10 protein-coding genes are annotated in these 12,137 nt (G+C 66.1%); 7 read left to right on the top strand and 3 right to left on the bottom strand.

The window, feature by feature from the left end; all coding sequences use genetic code 11:
- Positions 1-81 precede the first annotated feature (81 nt).
- On the top strand, positions 82-1,269 hold the full coding sequence (locus EXE51_RS11230) for a redox-regulated ATPase YchF (protein WP_137691293.1): 1,188 nt from the start codon (positions 82-84) through the stop codon (positions 1,267-1,269).
- 43 nt (positions 1,270-1,312) lie between these two features.
- On the opposite strand, the gene EXE51_RS11235 is transcribed toward EXE51_RS11230, so the two are convergent.
- Complete coding sequence (locus EXE51_RS11235) at positions 1,313-1,780, bottom strand: GNAT family N-acetyltransferase (RefSeq protein ID WP_137692679.1); 468 nt, start codon at positions 1,778-1,780, stop codon at positions 1,313-1,315.
- A 137-nt stretch (positions 1,781-1,917) separates the two neighbouring features.
- On the opposite strand from EXE51_RS11235, the gene EXE51_RS11240 reads away from it, so the two are divergent.
- Both EXE51_RS11240 and EXE51_RS11245 read left to right on the top strand, forming a co-directional pair.
- Positions 1,918-2,748 (top strand): amidohydrolase family protein, encoded by an 831-nt coding sequence (locus EXE51_RS11240; protein WP_086216638.1) that lies wholly within the window; start codon positions 1,918-1,920, stop codon positions 2,746-2,748.
- Between the two features lie 72 nt (positions 2,749-2,820).
- Positions 2,821-3,336, top strand: coding sequence for a DUF371 domain-containing protein (locus EXE51_RS11245; RefSeq protein WP_049932826.1), 516 nt, complete (start codon positions 2,821-2,823; stop codon positions 3,334-3,336).
- 31 nt (positions 3,337-3,367) lie between these two features.
- On the opposite strand, the gene EXE51_RS11250 is transcribed toward EXE51_RS11245, so the two are convergent.
- Complete coding sequence (locus EXE51_RS11250) at positions 3,368-3,967, bottom strand: CoA pyrophosphatase (protein ID WP_049932827.1); 600 nt, start codon at positions 3,965-3,967, stop codon at positions 3,368-3,370.
- A gap of 143 nt (positions 3,968-4,110) precedes the next feature.
- Here EXE51_RS11250 and proS point away from each other — a divergent pair, with 143 nt between their 5' ends.
- The 4 genes from proS to EXE51_RS11275 all read left to right on the top strand — a co-directional run bounded on the left by proS (position 4,111) and on the right by EXE51_RS11275 (position 9,915).
- Positions 4,111-5,586: a proline--tRNA ligase gene (proS, locus tag EXE51_RS11255; protein WP_086216640.1), complete on the top strand. Its 1,476-nt coding sequence runs from the start codon at positions 4,111-4,113 to the stop codon at positions 5,584-5,586.
- A 152-nt stretch (positions 5,587-5,738) separates the two neighbouring features.
- Positions 5,739-6,947 carry a hypothetical protein gene (locus EXE51_RS11260; protein ID WP_137692680.1) on the top strand — a complete coding sequence of 403 codons (1,209 nt, stop codon included), beginning with the start codon at positions 5,739-5,741 and terminating at the stop codon, positions 6,945-6,947.
- A 108-nt stretch (positions 6,948-7,055) separates the two neighbouring features.
- Positions 7,056-8,282 (top strand): hypothetical protein, encoded by a 1,227-nt coding sequence (locus EXE51_RS11265; protein WP_137692681.1) that lies wholly within the window; start codon positions 7,056-7,058, stop codon positions 8,280-8,282.
- 406 nt (positions 8,283-8,688) lie between these two features.
- Positions 8,689-9,915: a tyrosine-type recombinase/integrase gene (locus tag EXE51_RS11275; RefSeq protein ID WP_137692682.1), complete on the top strand. Its 1,227-nt coding sequence runs from the start codon at positions 8,689-8,691 to the stop codon at positions 9,913-9,915.
- 9 nt (positions 9,916-9,924) lie between these two features.
- Here EXE51_RS11275 and EXE51_RS11280 read toward each other — a convergent pair whose 3' ends face one another.
- A complete protein-coding gene (locus EXE51_RS11280; RefSeq protein ID WP_137692683.1) occupies positions 9,925-10,575 on the bottom strand; it encodes a hypothetical protein in 651 nt (216 codons plus the stop codon).
- Positions 10,576-12,137 lie beyond the last annotated feature (1,562 nt).

Genomic DNA, 12,137 nt, shown 5'->3' on the forward strand with positions numbered 1-12,137 from the left:
CGCACCATCGGACCGGCTCATATTCGATACGTCTCCGCGCCCGACCGAAAGGCGCTTTTCGCGGGGCCGCGACCGTCGGGTATGCTCACGGTCGCGCTCGCGGGCAAGCCGAACGCCGGCAAGTCCACCTTCTACACCGCCGCCACGATGGCCGACGTCGACGTCGCGAACTACCCGTTCACGACCATCGACGCCAACCGCGGGGTGACCCACGTCCGGACGCGCTGCCCGTGTCTCGACCGCGACGAGCGCTGCGGGAACGAGAACTGTCGCGACGGGAAGCGCTACGTCCCGATCGAACTGCTCGACGTGGCGGGACTGGTCCCCGGCGCGCACGAGGGGAAGGGCCTCGGCAACCAGTTCCTCGACGAACTGACGAACGCGGACGTCGTCCTGAACGTCGTCGACGCCTCGGGGGCCACGAACGCCGAAGGCGAACCGGTCGAGGTCGGGAGCCACGACCCCCTCGACGACGTGGACTTCGTCGAGGAGGAGATGGACCTGTGGCTCGCCGGCATCGTCGACCGCAACTGGGAGAGCGTCGAGCGGAAGTCGCGCTCGCCGGACTTCGACCTCGAAGCCGCGCTCTCGGACATGCTCACCGGCTTCGGCGCGACCGAGCGGGACGTGACCGCGGTGCTGCGCGGCTTGGAGTACCCCGACGATCCGAAGGCGTGGACCGACGACGACCGCGAGGCGCTCGCGCGGGCGGTCCGCCGGCGCACCAAGCCCATCGTCGTCGTCGCGAACAAGGTCGACGCGGCCCCCGACGACGCGGTCGAGCGGATCCGCGAGGGGACGGACAAGCCCGTGGTCCCGGCGACCGCCGACGGAGAACTGGCACTGCGCCGCGCCGCCGACGCCGGCGTCGTCGACTACGACCCGGGCGACGAGTCGTTCGAGATCGTCGGCGACGTCTCCGACGACCAGCGCGCCGGCCTCGACGCCCTCCGCGAGTCGATGACGGCCCACGACGGAACGGGCGTTCAGTCGGCGCTGAACGCGGCCGTCTACGACCTGCTCGACCGGATCACGGCCTACCCGGTCCAGGACGCCGGCAAGTGGACGGACGGCACGGGCAACGTCCTCCCGGACGCGTTCCTCCTGCCCGCGGGGTCGACCCCGCGGGACCTCGCGTACGCGGTCCACTCGGACATCGGCGAAGGGTACCTCCACGCGGTCGACGCACGCGCTTCGCGCCGGATCGGCGAGGACCACGAGCTGACCGAAGGCGACGTGGTGAAGATCGTCTCGACCGCCGGACCCTAATCGGGGCCGCGGCGGGCGTCGGTGGGCGCATCGCCCCCTCGCTTCACTCCACCGACCGCGCGTACGTCACCTGCTTGGGCTCGAAGCCCGCGTCCCGGTAGAAGCGCCGCGCGCCGTCGTTGCCCCACTCGCAGGAGACGGTGAGGTAGTCGCGGTCCGCCTCGCGGGCCAACTCCTCGACCCGATCGACGACCGCGGTGCCGTACCCCTCGTTCCGGTGTTCCGCGTCGATTTCGAGGTTCACGATATCGAGGTACCGGCCCCGCTCTCGGGCGGGCCGGGTGCCCGTTTCGAGGGTGGTGAACCCGACCGTCTCGCCGTCGACGGCGACGAGGTAGTCGGTCACCGACGGGTCGTCGAGGTGCGCGCGGAAGCCGTCGTCCGCGACCGCCCCGGCGTCCTCGTGGCGTATCTCGTTCAGCGACGAGTACGCCTCCATCGCCGTCGCGAGGTCGTACCACCTGTCGGCGAGCGCGCCGAGGTCACCCTCGTCGGCTTCGACGAGTTTCATGTCGGCTCGGCGTGGCGAGGAGTCTTCAGCCTTGGCTCCGCGTGCGACGGCGTCGCGTGCCTCGGCCCCCGTCGCCCGCCGCCGTGCGACCGACAGGCACATCCGGATCGCCCGAGACGGACGGGTAGAGAGCGGCCATGCTCGGGCTCGAACACGACTTCCGGATCGTCGACACCCGCGCGACCCTCGACCCCGACGAGTCGTCGGTCGCCACCCACGGGCGGGACATCTCGCCGGAGCGACTGGAACGGGAAATGCTCCAGGCCGGGATCGTCCGCGCGGTCGCGAGCCCCGGCCAGCGCGCCGCCGGGCGGAGCTACCTCCGCGCGAACAACGCGGTCGCGCGCCTGTCGATCGACCGCCCGTTCGTCGCGTTCGCCCGGCTCAACGGCCCCCGCGACCCGGGGACCGGGCCCGTGTCGGCGGTCCGGAACCTCCGCGCCGAGCGCGGCGACCACCACGCCCGGCCGGACGACGTCGAGCAGTACTCCTACGACGACCGCTTCCACGGCTTCACGCTGGCCCCCCACGTCGACGGGCTGCCGAACGAGGACGTGCTGACGCGGCTGGAGGACGCCGACCTCCCACTCTTCGTCCACGCCGGCCGGAAATTCCCGCCCGAGGCGGTCGAGACGGAGCTGCTGGACTACGACCTGCCGGTCGTGCTGGGGAGCTTCGGCGGCTACCCGCTGGACGCCGACCTGATGAACGAGACGCTGGACCTGCTCGACGAGTACGACCGGGTGTACGTCGACACGAGCGCCGTGCGCTACCGAGAGGTGCTCGAACGCGGCGTCTTAGAACACCCCGACCGCGTCCTCTTCGGCTCCGGGGCGCCCGACGTCCACCCGAACGTCGGCGTGATGGAGGTGCTCACGCTCGACGTCTCCGAGGACCTGATGCGTCGCGTGCTGGCGAAGAACCCCGCCCGGCTCGTCCCGGCCCTCGCCGAGGGCGCCGACGTCTGAGGCGGGAGTCCCGGGCTCCGCCTTCGCCGCCGAAGCGACGGCCACTTGTCGCGCCGCGGCCGACCGGCGAGCATGAGCGACGCAGACGCCCCGAGCGAGCCCGCCGCGGGCGACGCCCTCGACGACGGCGAGCGCGACGTCGACGACACCCGCGTCGAAGTCGTCCGCGCGACGGGCCACGAGCACGTCTCCGCCGAGCACGCGAGCACGTTCGAACTCACGACCGACGACTGGCTCACCCCGGCGGGAGACTGTATCGTCGGCGTCGAGGCCGACCGGACCCCCCGAGACTTTTCGGCCGAGTTCCGCGAGGCGTGTCGGGACGCGGACGCGACGATCGAGGCGACGCTCGTCGTCGACGCGGGCGACGAGACGTTCGAGCAGACGATCACCGGCCGAGGCGACCCGGACCTCGCGCTGCTCGACGACCGCTCGATGGTCGGTCGGACGAGCGACTACACGGACGACGAGCGGACGATCCTCGTCGACGGCGACGGCGCCGCCGCCGACCTCGACCGCGACCTCGTCGCCGCGCTGGCCGACGGGGCCGACCTCACGCTGCGGCTCGAAGTCGAGCCCGCCGAGTGACGCGGCCGGCCACGCCGTCGTCCACGAATGGCTAAATCGGGAGCTCGGCGTCCGCCCCGACCACGCGGTCGGGCTCGGCGGGCGCGCGCCAATCGGTCGTCCGCTCCAGTAGCTGTACCACCATCCGGCCCGTCACGCCCCAGACGGTGTAGCCGCCGACGTGGAAGTAGTGGACGCGGTGGTCGCCGTACTCCGGATGGTCGACGCGGCGTTCCGACTCGTAGTTCGCGGGGTCGGTGAGCGCGTCGACCGGGAGGACCGCCACCTCCGCGACCTCCGACTCATCCGGGACGTACTCGCGGTCGGGTGCGACGCCGACGAACGGCCGGACCGCGTACTGCGACGAGGTGCGCGTGTCGTCGAGCCGGCCGATCACGTCGACCTCCGACGACCGCATCCCGACCTCCTCGTCGGCCTCGCGCAGCGCGGTGTCCGTCAGCGTCCGGTCGATCGGCTCGCGGCCGCCCCCGGGGAAGCTCATCTGTCCGGGGTGCTCGCCGAGGTGCGCGGCGCGCTTGGTGAACAGCAGGTGGGCGTCGCCGTCGCGCGCGATCACCGGCGCCAACACGGCCGCCTCGCGCCGCCCGGCGAGCGACTGCGGCGCGTGGCGGCGCACCCCCGACAGGTCCATGGGCGACGTAGGCGACGCGAGGCGGTTAACGTTTCCCCGGATTCCATCTGTGCGGGACGTGACCGGGGTACACGTTCGGGGCGGACGCGGCGCTGCGGTCGGGTTCGGACCTTTTAAGCCCGCGACACCCGCTTTCGAGAGTAATGAGCGACGACGACCAAGAGCTCGGGATCACCGAGTCCAAGACGCACAACACGGGCGAGTGGTACGCCGAGGTCGTACGAAAGGCCGGCCTCGCCGACTACGGGCCGGAGGGGATGAGCGGCTTCATCGTCACCCGTCCGCGGGCGTACGCGGTCTGGGAGCGGCTCCAGGGGTTCCTCGACGCGAAGTTCAAGGACACCGGCGTCCAGAACGCCTACTTCCCGATGTTCATCCCCGAGTCGTACCTCGAACGGGAGAAGGACATCGTCGAGGGGTTCGATCCCGAGGTGGCGTGGGTCGACGAGGCGGGCAACAAGGAGCTCGAGGAGCGGCTCGCGGTCCGGCCCACCTCCGAATCGATCATCACGCCGTACATCAGCCAGTGGGTGCGGAGCCACCGCGACCTCCCGCTGCGCGTGAACCAGTGGTGCTCGGTCGTGCGCTGGGAGGCGACAGAGACGAAGCCCTTCTTCCGGACGAAGGAGTTCCTCTGGCAGGAGGGCCACACGGCGCACGCGACCCGCGAGGACGCGTGGGCGGAGACGATGACCCGGCTCGACCAGTACGAGTCCGTCTACGACGACCTGCTGGCGATGCCCGTCCTGAAGGGGCAGAAGCCGGACCACGACAAGTTCCCCGGCGCGGACACGACGACGACCGTCGAGGCGCTGATGCCCGACGGGAAGTCGGTCCAGGCGGGCACCTCCCACCACCTCGGGCAGTCGTTCGCCGAGGCGTTCGACATCACCTACTCGGACGAGGACGAGGAGGAGCGCGTCGCCCACACCACCTCGTGGGGGCTCTCGTGGCGCGCGCTGGGCGCGCTGATCATGACCCACTCCGACGAGCAGGGGCTCGTCTTGCCTCACACGGTCGCGCCCACGCAGGTCGTCGTCGTCCCCATCTGGCAGGAGGACACGAAAGAAGACGTCCTCGACTACGCCGAGGGCGTGGCCGACGACCTCGACGATGCCGGGATCCGGGTCGAGCTCGACGACCGCGACGAGCGCAACCCCGGGTTCAAGTTCAACGAACACGAACTCAATGGGATCCCTCTCCGGATCGAGATCGGTCCCCACGAGGTCGACGACGAGGAGCTCACGCTGGTCCACCGGCCCGACGGCGAGAGCGTCGAGGTCGACCGCGAGGCCGTCGCCGAGACCGTCCGCGACCAGTTCGACGAGATATACGCCAAGCTGTACGCGACCGCGGAGGAGACCCTCGACGACGGCGTGCGCGAGGCCGACGACCGCGCCGAGATCCTCGGCACGCTCGGCCAGCACGGCGGCTACGTGAAGGCGCCGTGGTGCGGCGACGAGGCCTGCGAGGAGCCGATCAAGGAACCGATGGCCGCCGAGATCGTGATGGTCCCGTTCGACGACGAGGACCCCCTCGCCGACGGGGACCACGAGGAGACGTGCGCGATGTGCGACGACGCCGCCGAGCGGACGGCGTACTTCGCGAAGACGTACTGAGTCGCGACGGCGCGTCCTCCGCGGAGGCGACCCGCAGTTGTCACTCGTTTTTGAGGAATCGAGCCGTCGCGGTCTCGTCGGGCGATTAATCCGCGTTGATCCGGCTTAACGGAGTTCCGGATATATACGATCGGAGGGCGTAGACGCTGGTAATGAACCGCTGGATTGCGAGTCTCGTCGTCGCGGCCGTCGCCGCGGCCCTGATCGTCGGAGCCGCCGCCGCCGCGCCGGCGGGCATGGTGACCGCACAGACCGACCCGGAGAACGGGAGCGGTGGGGACTCGGGCGCCGAGAGCGCGAGCGGCGCGAACGCGACGGGCGACCTCAGTCCCGGCGAGCGGCTCGCCGGCGTCGTCGGCGTTCAGGGCGCGGAGATCGAGGGCGAGGTCGAATCGCGAGCGTTCGAGGTCGCGCTCCGGGAGTCCGAGACCAACGAGAGCCGCGCCGCCGTCGTCGCGGAGCGGCTGAACCGGACCGCGGAGCGCCTCGCGGAGCTGGAACAGCGACAGGACGAGCTCCGCGAGCGCCGCGAGGCCGGGGAGCTGAGTCAGGGCGCGTACGCCGCGCGGATGGCGACGACGACCGCGCGGATCGAGACGCTCTCGCGGGGGCTGAACCGGAGCGCGAGCGCGGCCGCCGAACTCCCCGCCGCCGTCCGGAACGAGACGGGCGTCGACAACGAGCGGCTGGCGACGCTGCGCGAGCGCGCGAACGAACTCAGCGGCCCCGAGGTCGCCGCCATCGCCCGCGGCGTGGCGGGCAAAGACGTCGGCGGACCGGTCGCCCCCGGGCGGCGCGGCCCGCCGGGCAACGGGACCGCACGCGGCCCGCCCGTCGACGCCGGCTCACCCGGGATGGGGCGGCCCGGAGGGGATTCGGGAAATCGATCGGCCGGGCCGCCGGGAGCGAGCTCGGGGAACGGATCGATGGGAAAGCCCGGGGCCGGTTCGGGAAAGGGTCCGGGCGGTGAGCCCGGTAACGGGTCCGTCGGACCGCCGGCGTCGGGGAGCGCGAACGGGACCGGAGCCGTCGCCGCGGACGGCCCGAACCGGTCCGACCCCCCGGGATCCGGCACCGCGACCGGCGGCGGAGCCGGCAACGCGTCGACCGGCGGTCCGACTGACCCGGGGAGCGAACCCGGGAGTGAAAGCGGGCCGAGCGATGACGCCTCCGACGGAAACGGTTCAAGCGATGACGCCTCCGACGGAGACAGTTCGAGCAACGATAGCTCTGACGGAGGCAGTTCGAGCGGCGCCTCCGACGGAAACGGTCCGAGCGGCGGCCCCGACGGAAACAGTTCGAGCGGCGGCGCGGGCGCCCCGCCGACGACCGTCGGCAGTCCGCCTCGCCTCGATGCGTGAAGTCGGTGGCGCCGTGAACCCGCACACACCCGCCGCACCGCTGGCGGCGGCACCGCGTAACCGTTCCGCATGGGAAGGAATTTACCGGCTCTCCGTGTGGCGTAGGACGTGAAGCGAGCGCCGGTCCTCCTCGCCGTCGTCGCACTCCTCGGGGCCGTCGGTCTCGCCCTCGCCGCCGGCGGCGCGGGCGCGGTCCCGTTCGAGGGCGGCTTCGCACAGATGGACGTCGAACCGGACGACGTGTCGATGGCGGTCGCCGTCCAACCGGACGGCGACGCGCAATGGACCGTCGAGTACCGGATCCGGCTCGGCACCGACGAGGAGGAGCGGGCGTTCGAGCAGCTTCGCGCCGACGTGGAGAACGACACGGACGCGTACACGGCCCGGTTCCGCGACCGGATGGCCTCGACCGCGGCGACCGCCGAGTCGGCGACAGGGCGCAACATGACCGTGTCGAACGCGACCGTCACCGCCGAGCGGCGCGAACTCCCACAGGCGTACGGCGTGTTGACCTACCGGTTCGAGTGGACGAACTTCGCCGCCGTCGACGGCGACCGGCTGCGCGTCGGCGACGCGGTCGACGGGCTGTTCCTCGACGGCTCCTCGTCGCTCATCGTCTCGTGGCCGGACGGGTATCGCCTCGGAGAGACGACGCCGGAGCCGAGCGAGGTCCGGGAGGGGTCCGTCGTCTGGAACGGTCCGGTCGACTTCTCGGCCGGCCAACCGCGGATCGCGGTCGCACCCGCCGGGCCGCTCTCGGGGGTGCCGACCGCCGGGCTCGTCGCTCTCTTCGCCGTGCTCGTCGTCGCCGGAACAACCGCCTATCGGCGGCGCAACGCCGGGGACGACGGCGGAGAGGGAGTCGTCGCGACCGACACGGCGGTCGGGAGCGAGACTGCCGCGAGTGACGAGACTGCCGCGAGTGACGGGACTGCCGCAAGCGACGAGTCGGGACTCGGCGGAGACGGCGACGCGGACACCTCCGGTGAGAGCGACGACGAGGCGGACGCGGCGCCGACCGTCGACAGCGACCTGTTGAGCAACGAGGAGCAGGTGCTTCGCCTCATCGAGTCACAGGGCGGTCGGATGAAACAGAAGCAGGTGGCCGAGGAGCTGGACTGGACCGCCGCGAAGACGAGTCAGGTGGTGACGGGGCTCCGCGACGAGGGCGACCTCGACGGCTTCCGGTTGGGGCGGGAGAACGTCCTCTCGCTGCCGGAGTTCGAGCCGGACGGGGATGCGAGCGACGAGGACGCGGAGAGCGAGGTTGGCGACGACGCCGGGGGAAGCGACGCCGACCGAGGCGACGGGAACGACGCCGCCGGGAGCGACTGATCGGATCGACGACGGGCCGAGACCGGGCGGTGACAGATCCGGCTACAGATCCCGGGAACGGCCGATATGACACAGTTCACCGCCACACTCGCACTCGCCCGGCGAGTCCGTTCGCCGACCGCATTTGAAACACTCGTACACTTCTTCGCCGTGATGCTCGTATTCTGGTCGCATATCTGCGCATACGCCTCCATGGTACATAGACCCACACCTAATATTCTTTTGATAATATAAATCTGATATCGCACAGCGGTGACGGAACGATCAGAAAGAGGCCGATCACGGAGGACGACGGTGCGCACGGCCGCGGCTCTCGGTCGGAAGACGATTCGGTAGAAGAGCCGGAGGAGGGCTTACAGAATAAGGGTTCAAAACCTTTTTCGCCACACCGTGTGAAGTGGTGACCATGCCAATAGCCGACTTTGAGAAGAAGCTTGACCGGACGATGGTGACGATCGAGGAATCCGAAGAGATTCTGGAACGCAACAAGGAGTTGATTCACGACTACAAACAGGATCAGGTGCTCAACGGGCTAAGCCCCGCTACCCTGTTGCGGAACACACAACGGCTCAAGATCGTTTCTCAGGAAGCCGAGAAGCCCTTTGATGAAATGGACAAGAGCGACGTGAAGGGGCTAATCGTATGGGTTCACGATCAGGATTACACTGAGGAAACGGTTGACACCTACAAGACCGTGATTAAGGCGTTTTGGAGTTGGTTGAAGGACGCCGGCCGGGACGAATCGCCGGCGGAAGTGAAGTGGATCCAGTTGAGCAACGGCAACGGCAACGGCGATACGCTTCCGAAGGACTTGCTTACCAAGGAAGATATTGAGAACCAAGTCGACGCCGCGAAAAATCCCCGCGACAAGGCATTTATCTACCTGTTGTATGAATCAGGTGCCCGGATTGGAGAACTAATCGACCTCGCCGTTGGGGATATCGAGGATCGAAACCACGGCAAGAAAATTACGATCGACGGGAAGACCGGTGCCCGCCGGTTGCCCTTGTTGGAATCCGTTCCGCACCTCAACAACTGGTTGAACAAGCACCCGAACCCTGAGAAGGACGCCCCGCTTTGGTGTAAGATCCAGCAAGGGTCGGCCGACGATCAGCTTGGCTACCGCTACATCCGCGAGAAGATCCTGAAAAAGAACATGGAACGGGCAGATATCGAGAAGCCCTCGAATCCGCACCACTACCGACATTCGCGGGCGTCGTTCCTTGCGAATGAAATGACCGAATCCCAACTGTGTGAGTGGTTCGGGTGGGTTCAAGGATCGGATGTTCCCTCAAAGTATGTTCATCTAAGCGGCCGGGATATCGACAACGCCTATGATCAACTTCACGGGTTGTATGAACCGGATGAAGAGGAACAGACACCCGACGTTGTCGAGTGTCTCCGGTGCCAAGAGTTGAACGAACCGAACGCCGCATTCTGTATGCGGTGCGGGTTCGCACTGGATCAGGAAACGGCCGCCGAACTTGAGGACCAAGTTGATAAGGACATGAAAGACGACTACAAGCAGATCGATCCCGACGACGTTGACTCAGCCGACTTGATCGACGCCCTTGGTGACGCTCTTGAAGATCCCGAAGCGAAAGCAAAACTGCTTGAGAAGTTGTCTGAGTGACTGATCCGGCTACTCTTCGGACGCCAAGTATTCCTCAACCAAGTCGTCAAAATCGACAGGGGTTGAGGATTGATAGACCTCTTCGGGCACTGCTTCGATCAGCTGTTCATGTAGTTCCGTCCTTTCCGCTGTTTTCAGAGGAAGATCCCGTTCCCACTTCTCAAGCGGATCGAGAGCGGCGTCACTGTGGACCTCTAAATCAAAGTCTAAATCGACGCCAACAAGCGACCGGCTGATTCCTCTGTAGTCCGCTTCACCGTTCGAAACACCTTCCATAATCGCGTTGTCGATGATATCTTTTGGTTCGTTGCCGATCGCCCGCAGGCCGCGCCATGCGAATGCGACCATGTGTGTAACAGCGATATATTGATTCGCAGTATCTCTAAACTCGGGTTCAGACGCTTCGGGCAAGTCTCCTCGTTTGATATTCCCGTTGACACCATCCGATTCGAGGAACTGCCTGTCAAAAATGAGTCGTAAGTCTCGTTGTCCGATTTTTCTCAATTCATAGAAATCATGAATTCCACTGCGAATTCGCTTCCGCAAATCCGTCTCAAAATTCCGTTTATGACTTCCAGTGCGCTCGATATCTGAGATACCAAGCAAAGTCTTTCGCTGTTCGTCAGTGAGTATCGCGTTTTGCCGATCCGTCCGTGTCATATGAAGATGAATTGCGGTGCCATTCGTATATATGTGCGGGTTCTACTGAGTCGTATGCCACAAGCACCGACACGGGTGATTGAGGACGGTCGAATTACCATCCCGGCACATATCCGCCGGGAGATTGGGGTCGAGAAGGGCGATTACGTCTTGGTCAATATTCGACCGATCGAGGGGGAAGCGGATGATTGACGCCGTCGAGAAGCGTCGTGACGACCTCGAAGCTCTTGCCGAACGTGACGACCTCAACTGTAGCAAGTACGCCAAGGTCCTGCTCGAAGCGGCCGACAACCAGAGGTAACGATGAACTGGAAGCGCACCCGGATAGATGGTCCGGGCACGGACCGCGGAACAAGTGGGACGACACACGGTGAGGTGAGCCGTCATGTCTAATGACAATACCGAGAGTAATAATTCTAACTCCAAAGAAGCGCGACGGTTTGGCGACGATGTGCCGAGCGATCCCGGTTGCCAAGCGGAATTAGTCGAACAGTCGGTTCAACAGTATTTGCGAACACAGCGGTACTTAGAGCAAGAGGCGAAGGAGTACCTCAGTCGGTCGGTCTATTACGACTACGTCGGTAGTGCTCATGGCGAAGAGTGAAGCCGACTGTCAAACAGACACCGGTAGCCCCGTCTCTGTTGCCAATCTGTGGCGCGGCACCCCGCGAGAAGCCGAGAAGACCCAATTGGCTCAATATGTCCTACATGAGCCTGCTGGCGTACCTCTTTCGAAGATCGTTCAGGACGTGTTCGGTCCCGACGCCGTTGAATCAGCAGGAGCAGACTACCAATTAGCCCGTCGTTTCTTCAAGCGGCAAGATTGCTTCAAAACCGACCGACGTGACGGGTTTGTATGGGTTGAACCACAAGATTGGGCGTTGCTCTTGAAGAGTAGTAGGCAAGACTCCGCGGCCGACACTATTCCGCGATCGGTTTCGAGCGTACCGGGATCACTTCCAGCCCGTGCCCCGGACGGGATGGCGGCAAACGTAGCCCGTTCGGTGTTGCGTGATCGGTGTGAGATAACACCCGGTGACTGTAGCACAAATGTGCGGGCAGCTTTACGACACGCTCTTGCCGCACACCGTGAAGGAGTGGATACGGACGGGATGAGAGCCGACCGCGTTTCTTCGCCAGAACGGGTAGCGACTCAACAGGCTGTCTATCTTGGAGCGTTCGAGAAAGCCCGCCGGCATGAGCGAGGAGTCATGTGTACGCTTACGGCTCGACCGGGAGAGTCGGGGGATATGATTGATTCGGCAGTAGCAGTAAACGAATCGATTGACCCATTACGGGATCACCTGAAGCGACAGACGCCGGGTTCGGGACGCCCGCCGGCTGTTGTTGTACGTGAAGTGACCGGCCGGGGAGTGTTACATCTTCATGTGGTTGTCTTCGGCGTAACGCCGGTCGACCTCGATCGGGATGGGCTTAGTCGCTATTGGCACAAAACGCGAGGGCACGGGTACATCAACGATATCGCGGAGGTACGCCTACAAGCGACTCAACGATTGAAGAAGTGGGTCTTTGCCGATCACGCCGACGCACCGACAGGTCGA

Origin of the sequence: Halorubrum sp. CGM5_25_10-8B, assembly GCF_005435095.1 — an archaeon.
Taxonomy (GTDB): Archaea; Halobacteriota; Halobacteria; order Halobacteriales; family Haloferacaceae; genus Halorubrum; species Halorubrum ezzemoulense.

Coding starts and splice junctions, on each gene's coding strand:
- EXE51_RS11230 (WP_137691293.1), top strand. CDS start 82: ATGCTCACGGTCGCGCTCGCGGGCAAGCCGAACGCCGGCAAGTCCACC.
- EXE51_RS11235 (WP_137692679.1), bottom strand. CDS start 1,780: ATGAAACTCGTCGAAGCCGACGAGGGTGACCTCGGCGCGCTCGCCGAC.
- EXE51_RS11240 (WP_086216638.1), top strand. CDS start 1,918: ATGCTCGGGCTCGAACACGACTTCCGGATCGTCGACACCCGCGCGACC.
- EXE51_RS11245 (WP_049932826.1), top strand. CDS start 2,821: ATGAGCGACGCAGACGCCCCGAGCGAGCCCGCCGCGGGCGACGCCCTC.
- EXE51_RS11250 (WP_049932827.1), bottom strand. CDS start 3,967: ATGGACCTGTCGGGGGTGCGCCGCCACGCGCCGCAGTCGCTCGCCGGG.
- proS (WP_086216640.1), top strand. CDS start 4,111: ATGAGCGACGACGACCAAGAGCTCGGGATCACCGAGTCCAAGACGCAC.
- EXE51_RS11260 (WP_137692680.1), top strand. CDS start 5,739: ATGAACCGCTGGATTGCGAGTCTCGTCGTCGCGGCCGTCGCCGCGGCC.
- EXE51_RS11275 (WP_137692682.1), top strand. CDS start 8,689: ATGCCAATAGCCGACTTTGAGAAGAAGCTTGACCGGACGATGGTGACG.
- EXE51_RS11280 (WP_137692683.1), bottom strand. CDS start 10,575: ATGACACGGACGGATCGGCAAAACGCGATACTCACTGACGAACAGCGA.